Source organism: Nocardioides nitrophenolicus, from assembly GCF_016907515.1.
Classification (GTDB): domain Bacteria; phylum Actinomycetota; class Actinomycetes; order Propionibacteriales; family Nocardioidaceae; genus Nocardioides; species Nocardioides nitrophenolicus.
In genome coordinates this window covers 3,760,316-3,778,590 of record NZ_JAFBBY010000001.1, presented here as the reverse complement: position 1 = coordinate 3,778,590, position 18,275 = coordinate 3,760,316, and the positions used below count along the sequence as shown (strand labels likewise).

The following is an 18,275-nucleotide window of genomic DNA, read 5'->3' as shown; positions in this document are numbered from 1 at the left end:
TCACGCGGCGCCCAGGTAGAGCCGGCCGACCGTCGGGTCGTCGAGGATCTCCGCCGCCGGTCCGTGCATCGCGAGCTCACCCGCGACCAGCACGACACCGAAGTCGGAGATCTCCAGCGACTGGACGGCGTTCTGCTCGACCAGGAGGACCGTCACGCCGTGCAGGTCCCGGGTGTCGCGGACGGCGTCGAACATCGAGTCCATCATCGCCGGCGACAGGCCCGCGGAGGGCTCGTCGAGCAGCAGCGTGGTCGGGCTCGTCATCAGCGCCCGAGCCAGCGAGAGGAGCTGGCGCTGGCCTCCCGACAGCGACTCGGCCCGCACCCGCCGCCTGGCCGCCAGGTCGGGATAGGTGTCGAGGAGCTCGGCGATCCGCTGGCGACGCTGCCGGCGCGGGAGCCGGGCCCCGCCGACCTCCAGGTTCTCCAGGATGCTCAGCGGGCCGAAGACGTTCGCCACCTGGGGCACGAACGCCACCTTGTGCTCGCTCACCCGTCGGTGCGCGGACACGCCGCGAACCTCGGCGCCGTCGACCACGATCGAGCCCGTGGTGTGGGGCGTCTGCCCGATGACGGACCGCAGGAGGGTGCTCTTTCCCGATCCGTTCGGCCCGATCACGGTGGTGATCGCCTTCGTGGGCACGTGCACGTCGACATCTCGTACGACGGGCACGTCCTTGACGTAGCCGGCGGTCACGCCGCGCAGGTCGATGCTCATCAGGCTTCCTCTCGTTCCGCGTGGCCGGCCATGGCCCGGCTCCCGCTGCGGCCCAGGTAGGCCTCCAGCACCTCGGGGTGGTCGGCCAGCTCGCCCGGTGCGCAGCAGGCGATCATCCGGCCGCGGTCCAGGACGTAGACCCGGTCGCAGGTGTCGGCGATGAACCGCATGTCGTGCTCGACGGTCAGCAGCGTGACGCCCTCGGCCTGGATGGTCCGCAGGTGCTCGGCGAGCTCCACGCGCAGGGTGGGGTTGACGCCGGCGGTGGGCTCGTCGAGCAGCAGGATCTCCGGCTCCCCCATCAGCGCCATGCCGAGGCTGAGCAGCTTCTGCTGGCCACCCGACAGCTTGCCACCCGGGTGGGACGCGAGCCGGTCGAGCTTGATCCGCTCGAGGATCGACCAGGCCCGCTCCGTGGCCTCGGCCTCCTCGGCCCGGACCCTGCCGCGGGCGAACAGCGAGCTGCGGATCGTCTCGCCGACCGCGAGCCGGCCGCCGACGAGCATCAGGTCCAGCACGCTCATCCGGGTCGGCAGGTGGGCGTGCTGGAAGGTGCGCACCAGGCCGAGCCCGGCGACCTCCCACGGCTCCTTGCCGGTCACCTCGGTGTCGCGCAGCCGGACCCGACCCGCGTCCGGCCGCTCGAACCCGGACGCGACATTGAGCAGCGTGCTCTTGCCCGAGCCGTTGGGTCCGACCAGTCCGACGGACTCGCCCGCCGTGACCTCGATGGAGGCGCCGTCGAGCGCGGCGATGCCGGCGAAGTGCTTCTTGACTCCGTCAACGACGAGCATGGGCTGCCCTCACCTTCTCCGGGACGATGCCCTCGGTCCGCACGAGCAGGAAGCCGAGGAGGACGACGCCGATGACCAGGATCCGGATGCCCGCTGCCTGGTCCGGCGAGACGTCGATCCAGTCGCGGACGAAGCGGGTGCCGTCGTACAGGACCGTGATCAGGACCGCGCCCACGACGGCGCCGGTCGTGTTTCCCAGCCCGCCGACCACGACCATCGTGAAGATCAGGAAGGTGGCGAACGGCAGCAGCTGGCTGGGACCGATGAAGGAGATGTACATCGCGTAGAACCCGCCGGCCACCGAGGCCAGCACAGCGGACAGCGCCATCACCCGCGCCTTCGCGCTGACCACGTTGTGGCGCAGGCTCGCCGCCAGGTCGGGGTTCTCGCGGATCAGCACGAGCACCCGCCCGTACTGGCTCATCCTCACCCGGCGGGCCACGACATAGCTCGCGGCGAGCAGCGCCAGCACCGTGGCGAAGGTGGCGGCGTCCCGCGCGGTGCCGGACAGGCCGGTCCAGATCCCGGTGACGGCGCTCAGCCCCTGCGCCCCGCCGGTGAGCCCCTCCTGGTTGAGCGCGACCAGGCGGACCAGCTCGGCGAGGGCCAGGGTCGCGATGGCCCAGTAGTCGCTGGCGAGGGTGCGGCCGAGCCGGCCGACCAGGGCGCCGGCGAAGGCCGCCAGGACCGCGCCGACGACGAAGCCCACGAACCACGGGACGTCATGCCGGTCGAGGATGGCCACGCTGTAGGCGCCGATGCCGACGAAGGCGACCTGGCCGAAGTTGAGCAGGCCGGTGACCCCGACCTGGAGGTTGAGACTGAGGGCGTTGATCGAGTAGACGGCGGCGAGGATGCCGACGCCGAGCAGGTAGTCAACCACGACGGACGGTCCTTCCCATCAGGCCCTGGGGGCGGAGTGCGAGCATGAGGACGAGCAGGACGAAGCCGACGGCGGGCCGGTAGCTCACCTCGAGGTGGTAGCCACCGCCGAACAGGGCGCCCCAGTCGACCTGCAGCACGACCGACTCCGCGCAGGCCAGGGCGTACGCCGCGATCATGGCGCCGGCGATCGAGCCGAGACCGCCGACGATCGCCGCGGCGAAGACCGGGAGCAGCAGGTTGAAGCCCAGCTCGATGCCGACGGCGGAGTCGATGGCGAGCAGGATCCCCGCCACGGCGGCCAGGCCCGCGGAGAGCAGCCAGACGACGTCGACGACCCGCCCGCGGTTCAGGCCGGACACGTCGGCCAGCTCGGGGTTGGCGGCGACCGCGCGCACGGCCCGGCCCAACGAGGTGAACTTCAGCAGGAGCAGCAGGCCGGCCAGCAGCGTCACGGCGATGACGACCAGGCGGATCTGGCTGGGAGTGATCAGGACGCCGTGGACGTCGATGCCTCGTTCGAGCGGCGCCGGCAGGTACTGCGGCCGCGAGCCGTAGACCAGCTGGAGGACCGCCCGGCTGACGATGGCCAGCGCCAACGACCCGATGAGGGCGATCATCGGCCCCGAGCCGAGGAGCCGGCGGAACAGCAGTCGGTACAGGACCACTGCCAGGACCGCCACGATGGCGACGCCGAGGACGGCGCTGGGCAGCAGGCCCAGGCCCGCCCCGGTCAGGGCGACGACGGCATAGCCGCCCAGTGTGGCGAACTCGACGTGCGCCACGTTGGCGAAGCGCAGCGTGCCCTGGACCAGCGTCAGCCCGACGGCGAGGAGGGCGATGATGCTGCCCCGCACCGCGGTGTCTAGAAGTACTTCAGCCATCGTTGCTCCTCAGCTCGGTGGTCGGTCGTCCCCCATCACTGGGGGACGATCTCGCCGTCCTTGACCTCCGCCACGACGTACGGCTGCTCGGACCGCTGGCCGTCGGCGTCGAACGCGATCGGGCCGGTGGCACCGTCGTAGGTCTTCGACACCTCGGTCAGGGCCGCGGCAATGGCCTTGGCGTCGGTCGAGCCTGCCTGGTCGATGGCCGCCGCCAGCAGCATCACGGCGTCATAGGCGTAGCCGTTGAACGAGGAGATGAACTTCTCGCCGTACGCGTCCTCGTAGTAGTCGGAGTAGTCCTTGCCGTCCGCCGACGTGGAGTTCACGTCCATGCCCAGGCGGCCCTCGACGGACTTGGGGTCGGCGTCCGGGACGTCCTGGGACAGATAGATGTCGAAGACCGGCTTCTCGGTCATCCCGAGCTCGTACATCTCCTTGTTGATGACCGTGCCGTCCTTGCCGTACGTCGTCACGACGTACGCGTCGGGCTTGGTGTCCTTGAGCCGGCCGAGCTCCTGGCGGTAGTCGGCCTGGCCCTCGGTGTAGAGGCCGGTCGTGGTGACCGTGCCGCCGAGCTCCTCGAAGGCGTCGGAGACCGAGGAGACGATGCCCGTGCCGTAGGAGTTGTTGGGCGCGAGGATCGCGATCGAGTCGTAGCCCTTGTCGCGCAGCGCGCCGGCGGTGAACGCGCCCGCGACGTCGTCGAGGCCGATGGTCGAGAACTGGAGCTCACCGGTGGTGCGCAGCTCGATGGAGGAGCTGCCGGGGTTGACGCCCACGACGCCCTGGCTCTCGAGGTACTGCTGCATCGGGATGGAGTTGCCCGAGGAGTACTCGCCGATCACGGCCGGGACCTTGCTGACGCTGACCAGCTTCTTGGCGGCCTGGATGGCGGCGTCGGCGGTGCCCTGGGAGTCCTCGATGTCGACGACGAGCTTCTTGCCCAGGACGCCCTCGCCCTCGTTGATCTTCGCGACCGCCAGCTCGATGCCCCGCTGCTGGTCCTTGCCGATGGTGGCGTTGGTGCCGGTCAGGGGAAGGACGGCGCCCAGGGTGATCTCGCCCTGGAGGGCGTCATTGGCCGTGGGCAGCTCGGCCTTCTTCGTGCTCTCGTCCGACCCACAGGCGGACAACGAGAGCGCCAGCGCGAGCGGGACCACCAGGCCCAGGGCTCGAGCCTTGGTTCGGCGACGGTGCATCTCTCCTCCTTCGTCGAGAATGCAGAGGCTCTGCATTCGCTGCGTGCGAGTCCCTACTGGGCGGACCCGTCTTCCCGAGTGCTCAGGGGCAGTCGCCGTTGACGGTGAACCCACCGTCGACGGGGAGTACCTGCCCGGTGATGTACGACGCCGCGTCGGACGCCAGGAACACCGCGACCGCGGCGATCTCGTCGGTGCTCGCGAGACGGCCCATCGGGATCCGGCCGACCAGCGCCTGCTGGTCGAGGCGACCGGAGTCGAAGCCGGACCGGACCATGTCGGTCATCGTCCAGCCGGGGGCGATCGTGTTGACCCGGATCCCGCGCTTGGCCCACTCGAGGGCCAGGGTCCGGGTGAGACCGGACAGCCCGGCCTTGGCCGTGGTGTACGACGCCCGGCCCGAGATGCCGGCGAAGGCCGCGACCGAGCCGACGTTGACGATCCGCCCCCGTCCCGCGGGCAGCATGGCACGGGCCGCGGCGCGCGAGCACCAGAACACTCCGTTGAGGTCGGTGTCGATCACACGCAGCCAGTCCTCGTCGGCGTAGGTCTCGGCATCGCCGCGCACGATCACGCCGGCACAGTTGACGAGGACGTCGGTCGCGCCGAGGGTGGCGTGGATGTCGTCGAACGCGGCGTCCACCGATGCCGGGTCGCTCACATCCAGCTGCCGGGCGTGCGCCGCGAGTCCCCTGTCGGTGAGCACGGCGACCTCGGCGTCCAGCGCCGCTCGGTCCCGGCCGGTGAGGACGACCTCGTGGCCGGCGTCGGCGAGTTGGCGGGAGATCGCCCGGCCGATGCCCTTCGCGCCACCGGTGACGACCGCGACGGAGCTCATCGCCCCTTCCTCCGGGTACGCACCACGAAGGGCCGCATCTCCAGGGCCGGCCGCCGGCCGGCCATCAGGTCCGCGAGCAGCAGGCTCGACCCGCACGCCATCGTCCAGCCCATGTGACCGTGACCGGTGTTGTAGTACAGGTTGGCGTGCCGTGGCCCGCGCCCGATGATCGGCGGGCCGTCGGGGGTCATCGGCCGCATGCAGGACCGGACCTGCGCTGTCGACCAGTCGGCCGCGCCCGGGAAGAGCTCCCGGGCGGTGGCGAAGATGTTGTCGAAGTCGCTGGTGACATAGCTGCGGTCGTAGCCGTCGAACTGGGCCGTCGAGGAGATCCGCAGGCTGTCGCCGAGCCGGGACCACGCGACGAGCGTCTTCTCGTCGACGCCGCCGACGGTCGGCGTCGCGGAGTCGTCCTCGACCCGGGCGGTGATGGAGAAGCCCTTCGCGGGGAAGACCGGGATGCTCTGGCCGATCGTCCGCGCGAGGATCGGGCTCTGGATGCCGGCGGCGAGGACGAACCGGTCCGCGGCGATCTCGCCCTGATCGGTCACCACCGCCGTGATCCGGTCGCCGCTGCTCAGCAGCCGCTGGACGGTGACGCCACTGCGGAAGCGCACGCCGTACTTCTCCTCGCAGACGGCGGCCAGCTCGGCGGTGAACCGCTCGGAGTTCCCGCTCCCGTCGCCGACGCCGTGGATGGCGCCCGTGACGACCTCGGCGGCGCTCTTGAACGCGGGGTCGAGGGCGACCAGCTCGTCCGGGCTGAGACGCTTGACCTCCTGGCCGTGCTCGGCGAGCAGCGCCATCCGCTCCAGACCGAGCTCGAGCTCGCGCTCGTCGCGGTACAGGTAGACCGCTCCCTTCTTGACCACGTCGTACGCGAGCGACTCCTCCTCCTCGAGCCGGTACATCTCGGCCTGGCTGTACTGGGCGAGGCCGAGCTTCACGACGGTGTTGGCGCGCGCCCGCCTGCTGGTGCACTCCCGCATGAACTGCAGGCCCCACCACAAGAAGCGCGGGTCGAGGCTCAGCTTGACCCGGATCGCGGTGGCCTCGCCCATCAGCGACCTGACCAGCATCCTGGGCGCCTGCGGAGAGGCCCAGGCGAAGGAGTGGCTGGGCGCGATCAGGCCGGCGTTGCCGCCGGTGGCGTCGGTGCCCAGGTCGGCTGCCTTCTCCAGCACGGTGACGTCGTGCCCGTCGCGCGCGAGGTAGTAGGCCGTGGTCACGCCGACCACGCCTCCTCCGATGACGACTGTCTTCATGGTGTCGCGTCCCGCCCCGTGCTCAGCCGCGGGCGATCGCGGTCGCCTGCACCTCGACGACGAGGCCGCCGAGGAGCAGGCCGGCGACCACCGCGGCGCGCGCGGGCCGGTGCTCGCCGAACCGCTCGGCCCAGGCCCGGTTGAACGCGGGGAGCTGGTCGAGGCCGGTCACGAAGACGGTGGCGGTGGCGATGTCGTCGAGCGTGCCGCCGACCTCGGCCAGGATCCGCGCCATCCGGTCCAGGACGACCAGGGTCTGCTGGTAGGCGTCTCCGTGGTGGACGACCTGGTTGTCGTCGTCGAGCGCCACCTGGCCGGCGAGGAACACGAACCCATTGGCGACCGTGGCCTGGGAGTAGGGGAACAGGGCCGGGCCGAGGCCGGCGGGGGTGACGATCTGGATGTCGCTCATGGGTCTTCTCCTGGTGTCGGTTGGATGGCTTGTCAGTAGGCGCCGGTGTAGGTCCGCGGCGCGACGGCGTGGTGGACGTAGTCGATGAAGGACGCCCAGTCGTAGACCGGAAGCCCGGTGGCGGCGCGGATCGCCGCGGAGTAGGCAGGCAGGTCGGAGCATTCGACGACGATCGCGCCGACGTCGGGGTGCTCCTCCTGCAGCCGGCGCGCGCCTTCGACCACCTCGGCCGCGAAGCGGGCCGGCTCCATCCGGCCGACCTCGTCGAAGATCACCTCGCGGAAGTGGGGGAAGTCCTCCAGGCCCTGGACGACGATCCGCCGGTGGTCGGCGAACCCGACGTCGGCGAGCAGGTCCTCGGTGACGGCCCGTGAGTTGGCGGCCAGGACGCCGACACGTCGGTCGCGGCCGACCAGGTGGGTCACCAGGTTGAGCTGGAGCAGGCTGGAGAGGAAGACCGGGATCCGGACGGCGTCCGCGACGACGCCCTGGTACCCGGCCATGAACCCGCAGTTGGACGTGATCGCGCGCACCCCCTCCGCCTCGAGCGCGCGGGCGGCGTCCACCATGAGGTCGGTGAACTTCGCGCCGTCGCCACGCAGGATGTCGGCGCCGATCAGGCCGTCCACCTCGACGTAGCGCATCGGGAAGTCGAAGGTGGCCGCGTGGTTGAGGTCGCCGGGGACGAACGGGATGTTCCACTGGGCGCAGAGCATCCCGATCGGGTAGCCGTTCGCGACCGTCCCGGGACGGGCGTGCACGACGGCGGGAAGCGGCTCGGTCATGACCGGTCCCCGTTCGCGGCGGGGCGCCGGGCGCCCGGGACGTGCACGGGCCGGCCGAGCCCGACCAGGGCCGCCTCGTGATGCATCTCGGCCAGGGTGGGATGGGCGTGGATGGTGCCGGCGAGGTCCTCGAGGTGGGCGGACAGCTCGACCGCGAGCGCGGCCTCCGCGATCAGCTCGCTGGCGTGGGGACCGACGACGGTGGCCCCGAGCACGATGCCGGTGGCCTCGTCGTAGACGTACTCGAGGAAGCCGGCACCCTCGCCCAGCGTGCGCGCGCGTCCGGACGCGGCGACCGGGAAGGTCGCCGTGGCCACCTGATGGCTGGCGGCGGACGCCGAGGCCGCGGTGTGGCCGGCCTGGGCCACCTCGGGATCGCTGAACACGACGGCGGCGATCGTCGTCGGGTCGAAGGCGTCGGGGTGACCGGACAGCACGGCGGCCGCGACATGTCCCTCCGCACTGGCCTTGTGGGCGAGGGCGGGGCCGGGAGTGATGTCGCCGATCGCCGCGACCCGCGGCGTCAGGAGCAGGTCGGCCCCGACGGCGAGGCGGCCGTCGGCTCCGGGGCTGACGCCCAGCGCCGCGAGGCCGAGGTCGTCGGTGTTGGGTGTCCGGCCGACCGCGACGACGACCAGCTCGACGTCGAGCTCGACCGCGCCGTCGACGGTCCCGACCTGCAGCGCGCTGCCGGTGTCGCCGGTGACCTTCGCGCCGGTCAGGACCCGGACGCCGAGCTCCTCGACCCGGTGGGCGACCAGTCGTCCGATCTGGGGATCCATGGTCGGCAGCAGCGTCGGCTGCGCCTCGACGATGCTCACGTCGGCGCCGAGCTTGGCCAGAGCCGTGCCGAGCTCGAGCCCGATGTAGCCGCCACCCACGACCGCGACCGACCCCGGGACCCGGGTGAGGCCGAGCGCCTCGGTCGAGGAGACGATGCGGACGCCGTCGAAGGGCAGCAGCGGCAGCTCGATCGGACGCGAGCCGGTCGCGACGATGCACGACGTGAACTGCAGATGCGTGGGCGGCCGGTCGGCGTCGGTCACCAGCGCCCCCTGGTCGGGCCGGGTGAAGCGGAACCAGCCGCGCCGCACCTCCACGCCGGCGCGCCGGAGGAGCCGACGTACGCCGTCGTTGAGGCCGTCCACCACCTCCTGCCGCCACTCCTGGAAGCTCGCCAGGTCGACGGGATCGGCGGTCACGGCCGGTGCGCCCCGGGCGGCCCAGGCCGGTTGGGCGTGCACGTGGGCCGCCAGCTCGATCAGCGCCTTGGACGGGATGCAGCCGACCCGCACGCACACGCCGCCGAGGCCGTCCTCGCCGTCCGCGTCGACCAGCACCACCTTGCGGCCCAGCTGGGCCGCGGCGATCGCGGCGACGTAGCCACCCGGTCCGCCGCCGACGACGAGCAGGTCGACGCCCTCGGGCATCTCTCCAACAACCATGGGTCCGGATCTCCTAGGACAGCAGCAGCAGGGGCTGGGCAACCGCGTCGGCGACTGCGTTGACGAACGCGGCGAGGTGGGCGCCGTCGTTGATGCGGTGATCGGCCGCGACCACGATCGGCAGCACGGGCCGCACGACGGGCTGGCCGTCGACGGCGACGACCTTCTCGGTGATCCGGCCGAAGCCCGCGATCGCGACCTCGGGCGGCCGGATCACGGGATTGCCCAGCCAAGTGCCGAACGAGCCGAAGTTGGTCACCGTGAACGAGCCGCCGGTCAGCTCCTCCGGCGTCGCCGTGCGGCTCCGGGCCCGCTCCGCGAGCCGTTCGACCTCGAGCGTGAGCTCGGTCAGGCCGAGCCGGTCCGCGTCCCGGACGACCGGGACGATCAGCCCGTCGTCGGTGGCCGTGGCCATGCCGAGGTGGACCCCGGCGTACGTCGTCAGGGTCTCCGCGTCCGCGTCGTAGGTCGCGTTCATCGACGGCTGGATCGCGAGCGCCCGGATCACGGCCTTGAGGAGGAGCGGGAACACGGACAGGCGCACCCCCTGCGCCTCGAACCCGGGCTGGAGCGCCGCGCGGGCGGCGAGGAGCTGGGAGGCATCGACCTCCCTGAACTCCGTGACGTGCGGGATGGTGAGCGCCGCGGTCATCGACCGGGCGATCGAGCGGCGCAGGCCGCGCAGCTCGACCACCTCGTCGGCGCGGGTGCGGGCCGGACGTCCGGTGGCGGCGGCCGGCCGGGTCTGCTCCTGCCGTGCGGCGTCCAGGTCGGTGGCGAGGATCCGGCCGTGCGGACCGGTGCCGACGACACCGGCGAGGTCGATGCCGCGGCGCACGGCGAGCCGGCGGGTGTGCGGGCTGGCCAGCGGGCGACGGTGGGGTGCGGCGGGCCGGGCGGGCTCGGTCGGGGCGGTCGGCGCGCTCGGGGCGGTCGGCGCGATCTCGGCCGGGTCGCCGATCACGGCGAGCAGCTCGTCCACCTGGGCGATGCCGCCGGCCGGGACGCACTGCCGGAGCAGGGTGCCGGTCGCGGGCGCGGGGATCTCGACGATCGACTTGTCGGTCTCCACCTGGACCATCGGCTCGTCCTCGGTGACCCGAGCACCGACCTCGACGAACCAGGAGAGCACCTCGGCCTCGGCGATGCCCTCGCCGACGTCGGGCATGCGGAACTCGACCGGTCCGGTCACGGGGCCACCTCCATCAGCGCCCGGACCTCGCGGACCACGCGGGCCCGGCTCGGGACGTACGCCTCCTCGATCCCGGCGAGCGGGTAGGGCGTGTCCGGGGCGGAGATCCGGTGCACGGGGGCGAGCAGGTCGTAGAAGCACTCCTGCTGGATGGTGGCCGCCAGCTCGGCGCCGAAGCCGCCGGTCAACGGCGCCTCGTGGAGCACGACGGCCCGCCCGGTGGCGGAGACGGCCGCGGCGATGCCCGCGACGTCGAGGGGGACGAGCGAGCGCAGGTCGAGCACCTGCGCGTCGATGCCGCCGGCCGCCAGGTCCTCGGCGGCCTGGAGCGCCAGCTGGACCGCGGCGGACCAGGCGACGATGGTGAGGTCAGCGCCCTCGCGCACGACCCGCGAGCTCCCGAGCGGCACGACGTACCGCTCCTCGGGGACCTCGTCGCGCTGGAGGCGGTAGCCCTTGAGCGGCTCGAGGTAGAGGACCGGGTCGTCGGTGTCGAGCGCGGCGTTCAGCAGGCCCTTGGCGTCATGGGCGCTGGCGGGCGCGACCACCTTGAGTCCCGGACAGTGGGCGTAGAACGCCTCGAAGGCGTCGGAGTGCAGCTCGGGGGTGCGGACGCCGCCGCCGAAGGGCGCGCGGATCACCATCGGCACGGAGTGCCGGCCCGCCGAGCGATAGCGCAGTCGAGCGACCTGCTGGCCGATCTGGTGGAAGGCCTGGTGGCCGAAGCCGAGGAACTGGATCTCGACGACGGGACGCAGGCCGCTCAGTGCCAGCCCGAGCCCGGCGCCGACGATCACCCCCTCGGCGAGCGGCATGTCGACGACCCGGTGCTCGCCGAACTTCGCCTGCAGGCCCTCGGTGGCACGGAAGACGCCGCCCAGGGTGCCCACGTCCTCGCCGATGACCATGACCCGCTCATCGCGCGCCATCTCGTCCGCCAATGTCTCGCGGATCGCCTCGACCATGGTCTTGACGGGCATCGCTCAGGCCTCCTGCATCTGGAGCCAGGCGGCGCGCTGCTGCTCGAAGCGCGCGAACGGCTCGGCGTACACGTGGTCGAAGAGCGCCTCGGCGCCCGGCGCAGGCGTCGCCTGCGCGACACCCAGCGCGCGATCGACCTCTGCGACGCACCGGGCCTGGATCTCGGCGTACCCGGCGTCGGCGAGGGCGCCCGTACGCCGCAGGTAGGACTCCACCCGCGCGAGCGGGTCGGTGCCCTCCCAGGCGGCGTGGTCGGCGTCGGTGACGTACTTGGTCGGGTCGTCCGCGGTGTTGTGCGCCCCGGCACGCCAGGTCAGCGACTCGACGAGGGTCGGCCCCTCCCCCGCCCGCGCCCGCGCCACGGCCTCGACCATCACCGCGTTGACCGCGAGCAGGTCGTTGCCGTCGACGTACGCGCCATGGATGCCGTACCCCGCGGCGCGGTCGGCGAAGGTCCGCGCCGCCGTCTGCTTGGCCCGGGGCGTCGAGATCGCCCAGCCGTTGTTCTGCAGGAAGAACACGACCGGGGCCTTGGTGACGCCCGCCAGGTTGAGCGACTCGTGGAAGTCGCCCTCCGAGGACGCACCGTCCCCGACGAAGGTGGTCACCACACCGTCGCGTCCCTGCTGCCGCAGCCCCCACGCGACGCCGACCGCCTGCGGGAGCTGAGCGGCCAGGGAGATCTGGATCGGGAGGATGTTGACGTCGTCCGGAATCACGCAGCCGCGCGGATGACCCATGAAGTAGAGCGCGAAGTTCTCCAGCGGCATGCCGTGGCGCAGGATCGCCGGCAGCTCCCGGTACTGGGGCGCGATCCAGTCCCGCGCCGGGTCGAGCGCCGAGGCCGCACCCACCACGGACGCCTCCTGACCACGCACCGACGAGAACGTCCCGAACCGACCCTGCCGCTGCAGGCTGGTCGCCTTCTGGTCGAAGGTCCGCGTCAGCAGCATCCACTCGAAGGCCTCGAGCACGGCCGCATCGCTCATCGCCGTCTCCCCGAGCAGCGCCCCCGAGCTGTCGAGGATCCGCAGCGGCTCGACCGGCTCGCTCGGCGGTGTGAATCTCGTCATGCATGCACTGTTGCATGCATTGCTGGATGTAGGCAACCACCTGACCGAGAGTTTTCGTGCCGGAAACATGCGGTCGCACGGCGGCTCGGCCCCTGCCCGGAGCAGCGGGAGACGCGAGAACCGGCGGGCCGGAGGCGACCTGCCGGTTCTCGCTACGTGGTGGTGGAGGGGGCTCGACTACCTCTTCCCCGGCGTCGGATCAGCCGCGCTCAGCGGCGAGATACCCGTCGAGGTTGCTCAAGGTCGAGGCGAAGGCGGCGGCGTGATCCTCGGACGAGATGCCGTCCGGCACGTCCGTCGCCGTGATGGTGACGAGGGTCCCGTCCGGCGCGGGCTCGAGGGTCCAGGTCATCGTCATCGTCCCGGCCAGCGCGGGATCACCGGAGACGAAGTCCGCCTCCTCGACGAGCCGGTACGGCTCCTCGACGCTGACGAACCGCACGTCCACCACGTCGGTGTTGGCCGCCGACTTCCCCTGCTGCGCGGGGTCGTCGTACGCCAGGACCATCCGGTAGCCACCGCCCGCTCGGGCGTCGAACCAGGTGAAGCGCCCGGACATCCCGTCCGGCGGCAGCCACTCGACCCGCGCCTTCTCATCCACGAGCGCGGCGAAGACCCGGGAAGGCGGCGCGGAGACCACCGCCCGCGCGACGTCGGTGTGGCTCATCCCGGCAGTGTAGGTGGCACCGTGCCACGGACCGGTGGCATCGTCTCCGCCGACGGATGGACCACATCGAGGGAGAGAGGCACGACAGGTCGACATCGGCGACCGACTTGCCCGCTGACGCATTGGCCTGGTCATAGGCGATCTGGGTGCCGCCGGCGTCGAGCTGTTACAACACCTCGGGGGTCTGCTGCAGCAGGCCCCCGACCAGCTGATTCAGAACGCTCGTGCTGCCTCGAGCAGCAGACGAATCGCGGGACGCGCAGCGCGTGGGTAGTCGTCGGGCCGAACAAGAAGCTGGGCCTGTCCAGCGGCAACATCTTCCTCCATCACCGCCAGGACGCCGCGGGCCCGCTTCTTCGCGTCCGGATCGTTCCATTCGTTATAGGCGATCCGTGCGCGCCGCACGGCAGCCGCTGCATCGTCGATGTAGACATACTCGTCGCCAATCGGGAGCCGTTGCCTCGTCAAGTCGATGCCCGTTCGAAATGACACGTCGACCAACTTGGCCCGCGCGAAATCGTTGCCCTCGAACTCGTTGATCCGTCGGCCCGCGATGGCCTGCTTGTCGGCAGGAACAGCACCGTTGAAGACGGCCTTGGCTAGCCGGCCCGAGAAAGTACAGCCCACCAACTGCACGGCGAAGCAAAACCAATGCTCGATGCGGGTGTTCTCGAAGGTGCAGTCAACGAACCGGGCATTTCCACCAGCACCCATCGACAACTTCGCACCGTCGAACCTGCAGCCCACGTACTCAGACACGATCCGGCCTGCACCGAAGGACGCCGAATCGATTACCGCGCGATCGAAGATGCAGCGATCGAACCGCGACCCCTCGGCAGAGAACTGCGTCAGGTGTCGTCCGCTGAAGTCAGCTTCAACGAGATGCTGGTTGGCCAACACCACGCGGTCAGCATCGACAATGTCGACGTGGCCGGTTCTTCGAACTCGAAATTCCATATCAGCAGGTCGGGAGGATACAGGTGCAGATGGTGACGTTGGCATAGCCGGGTCTTGCTAGGTGAGCGCCGACCTGGCCAGGTGGTAAGGGTCCCTGGGAGTGGTGGGGTTTGAGGGACCACGGCGGGGCTGTCTGACGTAGGCGGCCATCGGCGGGATCTTCGGTGTGTAACGGCTAAGCACGCACTGAAGGAGAACCACCGATGGCCTTGCCCCAGTCTGCCCTGTCCGAGCTCCTCGAGGCGTTCCGCACCGGCGACGGCGTGGACCTGATCCGTGAATCGGTCCGCGTCGCGCTGCAGGAACTGATCGAGATCGAAGCGACCGAACGCATCGGCGCCGCACCCTACGAACGCACCCCTGACCGCGTCACTGACCGCAACGGCCACCGCCCACGGATGCTGACCACCAAGGCCGGCGACGTCGAGCTGCGCATCCCCAAGCTGCGCAAGGGCTCGTTCCTACCCGTCATCCTCGAACCCCGCCGGCGCATCGACCAGGCCCTGTACGCGGTCGTGATGGAGGCTTATGTCCACGGTGTCAGCACGAGGAGTGTCGACGACCTGGTCGAAGCGATGGGCTCCGACTCGGGGATCTCCAAGTCCGAGGTCTCTCGGATCTGCGCCGGCCTGGACGAGCAGGTCGGTGCGTTCCGGACCCGACCGCTGGACCACATCGAGTTCCCCTACGTCTTCCTCGACGCGACCTACCTCCACGTCCGCAACACCACCTCCCAGGTCGTGTCCATGGCCGTCGTGGTCGCCACCGGGATCGCCGCTGACGGCTCACGCGAAGTCCTCGGGCTCGACGTCGGTGACAGCGAGGACGAGACCTTCTGGCGGGGGTTCTTGGCCACCTTGAAGCAACGCGGCCTGTCGGGTGTGAAGCTCGTGATCAGCGACCAGCACGCCGGCCTGGTCAAGGCCCTCAAGCGCTCGTGACAGAGCCCCGCGGGGTGGTGGGCTTTGAGGTGATCCTCGGTGCCTACTCGCCGCTATCGATCGCGGCGATGGGTCCAGTATCGCTGTCGGGGTAGAGCAGCGCCATGGATCCTTCGGACAGGTAGCGCCGATCGCCGGCTTGCCACTCGTCGTGCATGTCGGCCAGGACCGCTCCGACGAGCCTGATCACCGCGGCGGGGTTGGGGAAGATCCCGACCACGCGGGCGCGGCGCTTGATCTCCTTATTGACCCGCTCGAGTGGATTGGTCGACCAGATCTTCTGCCAGTGCGCGCGCGGGAACGTGGCGAAGGCGAGGACTTCCGGCTTGGCCTCGTCCATCAACGGCCCGATCTTGGGGAACGACTTCGCGAGCTGGTCACGGACCTCGTCCCACGCGGTGGCGACCGCGTCAGCATCGGGTTGCGCGAACGCGGTGCGGAACACCGCGGCGACCATGTCGACGTGTGACTTGGGCACGTGGGCCAGCAGGTTGCGTGCGAAGTGCACCCGGCAGCGTTGGTGGCCGGCGCCTTGGAACGACCGCTTGAGTGCCTTGACCAGGCCGGCGTGCTGGTCACTGATGACCAGCCGCACGCCGTGCAGGCCGCGTTGCTTGAGGCTGGTCAGGAACCCGCGCCAGAACGTCTCGTCCTCGCTATCGCCGACATCAAGGCCGAGAACCTCGCGTGAGCCGTCAGCGGCGATCCCGGTGGCGACCACCACCGCCATGGACACCACTTGGGAGGTGGTGTTGCGGACGTTGAGGTAGGTCGCGTCCAGGTAGACGTAGGGGAACTCGATGTGGTCCAGCGGCCGGGTCCGGAACGCGCCGACCTGCTCGTCCAGCCCGGCGCAGATCCGAGATACCTCCGATTTGGAGATCCCCGAATCGGAGCCCATCGCTTCGACCAGGTCGTCGACGCTCCTCGTGCTGACGCCGTGGACGTAGGCCTCCATCACGACCGCGTACAGGGCCTGGTCGATGCGCCGGCGGGGTTCGAGGATCACGGGCAGGAAAGAGCCCTTGCGCAGTTTGGGGATACGCAGCTCGACGTCGCCGGCCTTGGTGGTCAGCATCCGTGGCCGGTGGCCGTTGCGATCAGTGACACGCTCAGGCGTGCGTTCGTAGGGTGCGGCGCCGATGCGTTCGGTTGCCTCGATCTCGATCAGTTCCTGCAGCGCGACGCGGACCGACTCACGGATCAGGTCCACGCCGTCGCCGGTGCGGAACGCCTCGAGGAGCTCGGACAGGGCAGACTGGGGCAAGGCCATCGGTGGTTCTCCTTCAGTGCGTGCTTAGCCGTTACACACCGAAGATCCCGCCGATGGCCGCCTACGTCAGACAGCCCCGCCGTGGTCCCTCAAACCCCACCACTCCCAGGGACTCTTACTCGTTCCAAGGCGCTGGGCACCAACGGTGCCGCGTGCACTTCGCCCGCAACCTGTTGGCTCACGTACCCAAGTCGCACGTCGACATGGTCGCCGCGGTGTTCCGGACCGCGTTCGCCCAACCCGATGCTGACGCGGTCGCCACCGCGTGGGACGAGGTCCGTGACCAGCTCGTGAAGTCGTTCCCCAAGATCGGGCCGTTGATGGACGAAGCCAAGCCAGAGGTCCTTGCCTTCGCGGTGTTTCCGCGCGCGCACTGGCAGAAGATCTGGTCGACCAACCCGCTCGAGCGGGTCAACAAGGAGATCAAACGCCGGGCCCGCGTGGTCGGGATCTTCCCCAACCCCGCCGCGGTGATCCGGCTCGTCGGAGCAGTGCTGGCCGACATGCACGACGAGTGGCAAGCAGGCGATCGGCGCTACCTGTCCGAAGGATCGATGGCGCTGCTCTACCCCGACAGCGATACTGGACCCATCGCCGCGATCGACAGCGGCGAGTAGGCACCGAGGATCACCTCAAAGCCCACCACCCCGCGGGGCTCTGTCCCCACGAAACTCTTGCCCAGTCTCGCGGGGTCCGGAATCGCCGACTTCGCTCCGCTCCAGGGGTCATATCCAGGTGATTCCTCCCCAACGTGGGAAACCCATGCGCCGCGATTTTCCGGTTCAGGAGTGAGGACGGTCCCCGAGACCGAGGTCGCGGTCTTCGTGACTCCGCATCCCAGGTCGTCCTGACACGCCGGCCGGGCCGTCGGGGTCGGTCATATTGACCGGGTTGCCGTTGACGTATGTGTGGGTGTTGGCGGTCAACGGGTCGGTCCCGACCGACAGGTCGGTCGAGGGCGAGGCAACCCGGTAGGAGTCGGGGGTGGTGAACGCTGCGATGTCGGGTTCGTAGGTCCGGGTGCCCATCTGGTAGGTCCCCGTCGACCCGTCACGGGTCAGACCGCGGGCCCGCTTCTTCGCGTTCGGATCGTTCGATTCTTTGTAAGCGATCCGTGCGCGCCGCACGGCAGCCGCTGCATCGTCGATGTAGACGTACTCGTCGCCAGTCGGGAACCGTTGCCTCGTCAAGTCGATGCGCGCTCCGAATGACACGTCGGCCAACTTGGTCTGCGCGAAACCGTTGCCCCCGTACTCGTTACAGCTGGGAATTAAGGGGCAGCATCGGCGAGACGACGACCTCCCGCCTCTGCATCTGCTCTCAGTTGTTGCACGTCATAGGAGCCTGTTGCGACTGCGTCCAGCGCTATTTCAATCGCTTGCAAAGCGTCTTGAACGAGGTCGGATCCTAGAATGCGGAGATCCGCGCCAGAAGCACTGGGGTCGAGATCTGGGTTTGCCTGAAGCATCGCGTAGTCAGCGATTTCGTAGACCTGTCGCGCCGCCCAGCCGGCCTCTTGAGGATCGTTCGTGAGCCAGGTCCGGATCGCGTATGCCGCCGCTGCGGCGGCGTTCTGTCCGTAGCCCAATTCTCGAGTCCAGGAGTCCTCGTCGCTGGGAACCATGTCCTCGGCTTCCGCCTGCAGGGAAAGCAGGTCTGTCCGTGCGACCTCTCCAGATGCGACTGCCCAGGCAGCGTCAACGATTCTTGCGAGCCTTGGGCCAACCTCCGGCGTCGCCACAGAGCTCGAGTAGCGTTCAAACATCTGCAAGAGACGCTGGGCGCACGCGGCGGCAAAAGCGGTCTTCGATCGTCGGTCCAGGCCTGTGAGCCGGCCGATTAGGTCGCGCTCGTCGTAGATCCGCACCGTCACCTCTTCCACCATGCTGTCGTCAGGCTAGTGACTGTCGCACCTGTCGACTTCAAGTACTCGACACACACGCCGCGCAGATCGGGCGGTAGTGACC

18 protein-coding genes and 2 pseudogenes are annotated in these 18,275 nt (G+C 70.0%); 2 read left to right on the top strand and 18 right to left on the bottom strand.

The genetic code is table 11. The annotated features are described in order from the left end of the window. The 15 genes from JOD66_RS18365 to JOD66_RS18295 form a co-directional block, all read right to left on the bottom strand. Complete coding sequence (locus tag JOD66_RS18365; protein WP_204838270.1) at positions 1-717, bottom strand: ABC transporter ATP-binding protein; 717 nt, start codon at positions 715-717, stop codon at positions 1-3. Then, the gene (locus tag JOD66_RS18360) at positions 717-1,511 is read right to left on the bottom strand and encodes an ABC transporter ATP-binding protein (protein WP_204838269.1); all 795 of its coding nucleotides are present in this window, start codon (positions 1,509-1,511) and stop codon (positions 717-719) included. The genes JOD66_RS18365 and JOD66_RS18360 overlap by 1 nt, the downstream gene beginning before the upstream one ends. Further along, positions 1,498-2,394, bottom strand: a complete 897-nt coding sequence (locus JOD66_RS18355; protein WP_204838268.1) for a branched-chain amino acid ABC transporter permease — start codon at positions 2,392-2,394, stop codon at positions 1,498-1,500. The genes JOD66_RS18360 and JOD66_RS18355 overlap by 14 nt, the downstream gene beginning before the upstream one ends. Beyond that, positions 2,387-3,277 (bottom strand): branched-chain amino acid ABC transporter permease, encoded by an 891-nt coding sequence (locus JOD66_RS18350; protein ID WP_204838267.1) that lies wholly within the window; start codon positions 3,275-3,277, stop codon positions 2,387-2,389. The genes JOD66_RS18355 and JOD66_RS18350 overlap by 8 nt, the downstream gene beginning before the upstream one ends. Positions 3,278-3,312: 35 nt before the next feature. Beyond that, positions 3,313-4,479 carry an ABC transporter substrate-binding protein gene (locus tag JOD66_RS18345; protein WP_204838266.1) on the bottom strand — a complete coding sequence of 389 codons (1,167 nt, stop codon included), beginning with the start codon at positions 4,477-4,479 and terminating at the stop codon, positions 3,313-3,315. An 82-nt stretch (positions 4,480-4,561) separates the two neighbouring features. Continuing rightward, positions 4,562-5,317 carry an SDR family NAD(P)-dependent oxidoreductase gene (locus tag JOD66_RS18340; RefSeq protein WP_204838265.1) on the bottom strand — a complete coding sequence of 252 codons (756 nt, stop codon included), beginning with the start codon at positions 5,315-5,317 and terminating at the stop codon, positions 4,562-4,564. Beyond that, on the bottom strand, positions 5,314-6,582 hold the full coding sequence (locus JOD66_RS18335; RefSeq protein ID WP_204838264.1) for an FAD-dependent oxidoreductase: 1,269 nt from the start codon (positions 6,580-6,582) through the stop codon (positions 5,314-5,316). The genes JOD66_RS18340 and JOD66_RS18335 overlap by 4 nt, the downstream gene beginning before the upstream one ends. A gap of 22 nt (positions 6,583-6,604) precedes the next feature. Continuing rightward, on the bottom strand, positions 6,605-6,994 hold the full coding sequence (locus tag JOD66_RS18330) for a RidA family protein (RefSeq protein WP_204838263.1): 390 nt from the start codon (positions 6,992-6,994) through the stop codon (positions 6,605-6,607). A gap of 32 nt (positions 6,995-7,026) precedes the next feature. Continuing rightward, positions 7,027-7,779, bottom strand: coding sequence for an aspartate/glutamate racemase family protein (locus JOD66_RS18325; RefSeq protein ID WP_204838262.1), 753 nt, complete (start codon positions 7,777-7,779; stop codon positions 7,027-7,029). Further along, complete coding sequence (gene lpdA / locus JOD66_RS18320) at positions 7,776-9,224, bottom strand: dihydrolipoyl dehydrogenase (RefSeq protein ID WP_204838261.1); 1,449 nt, start codon at positions 9,222-9,224, stop codon at positions 7,776-7,778. Before lpdA ends, JOD66_RS18325 begins: the two co-directional genes overlap by 4 nt. Before the next feature lie 13 nt (positions 9,225-9,237). Beyond that, positions 9,238-10,416 carry a dihydrolipoamide acetyltransferase family protein gene (locus tag JOD66_RS18315; RefSeq protein WP_204838260.1) on the bottom strand — a complete coding sequence of 393 codons (1,179 nt, stop codon included), beginning with the start codon at positions 10,414-10,416 and terminating at the stop codon, positions 9,238-9,240. Beyond that, a complete protein-coding gene (locus JOD66_RS18310; RefSeq protein WP_204838259.1) occupies positions 10,413-11,396 on the bottom strand; it encodes an alpha-ketoacid dehydrogenase subunit beta in 984 nt (327 codons plus the stop codon). Before JOD66_RS18310 ends, JOD66_RS18315 begins: the two co-directional genes overlap by 4 nt. Before the next feature lie 3 nt (positions 11,397-11,399). Beyond that, positions 11,400-12,470, bottom strand: coding sequence for a thiamine pyrophosphate-dependent dehydrogenase E1 component subunit alpha (locus tag JOD66_RS18305; RefSeq protein ID WP_204838258.1), 1,071 nt, complete (start codon positions 12,468-12,470; stop codon positions 11,400-11,402). A 199-nt stretch (positions 12,471-12,669) separates the two neighbouring features. Continuing rightward, entirely contained in the window at positions 12,670-13,137 is a 468-nt protein-coding gene (locus JOD66_RS18300) for an SRPBCC domain-containing protein (RefSeq protein ID WP_204838257.1), read from the bottom strand. Positions 13,138-13,350: 213 nt separating this feature from the next. Beyond that, positions 13,351-14,040 carry a pentapeptide repeat-containing protein gene (locus tag JOD66_RS18295; RefSeq protein ID WP_204838256.1) on the bottom strand — a complete coding sequence of 230 codons (690 nt, stop codon included), beginning with the start codon at positions 14,038-14,040 and terminating at the stop codon, positions 13,351-13,353. 257 nt (positions 14,041-14,297) lie between these two features. On the opposite strand from JOD66_RS18295, the pseudogene JOD66_RS18290 reads away from it, so the two are divergent. Further along, positions 14,298-15,023: pseudogene (locus tag JOD66_RS18290) on the top strand (IS256 family transposase); the annotation flags it as partial. A gap of 55 nt (positions 15,024-15,078) precedes the next feature. Here JOD66_RS18290 and JOD66_RS18285 read toward each other — a convergent pair. Then, complete coding sequence (locus tag JOD66_RS18285; protein ID WP_204838074.1) at positions 15,079-16,308, bottom strand: IS256 family transposase; 1,230 nt, start codon at positions 16,306-16,308, stop codon at positions 15,079-15,081. 122 nt (positions 16,309-16,430) lie between these two features. On the opposite strand from JOD66_RS18285, the pseudogene JOD66_RS18280 reads away from it, so the two are divergent. After that, a pseudogene (locus tag JOD66_RS18280) lies at positions 16,431-16,925 on the top strand (transposase); the annotation flags it as partial. A 165-nt stretch (positions 16,926-17,090) separates the two neighbouring features. Here JOD66_RS18280 and JOD66_RS29195 read toward each other — a convergent pair. Both JOD66_RS29195 and JOD66_RS18270 read right to left on the bottom strand, forming a co-directional pair. After that, a complete protein-coding gene (locus tag JOD66_RS29195; RefSeq protein ID WP_204838255.1) occupies positions 17,091-17,522 on the bottom strand; it encodes an RHS repeat-associated core domain-containing protein in 432 nt (143 codons plus the stop codon). 56 nt (positions 17,523-17,578) lie between these two features. Continuing rightward, a complete protein-coding gene (locus JOD66_RS18270; RefSeq protein ID WP_204838254.1) occupies positions 17,579-18,193 on the bottom strand; it encodes a DUF416 family protein in 615 nt (204 codons plus the stop codon). Between the last annotated feature and the right edge of the window lie 82 nt (positions 18,194-18,275).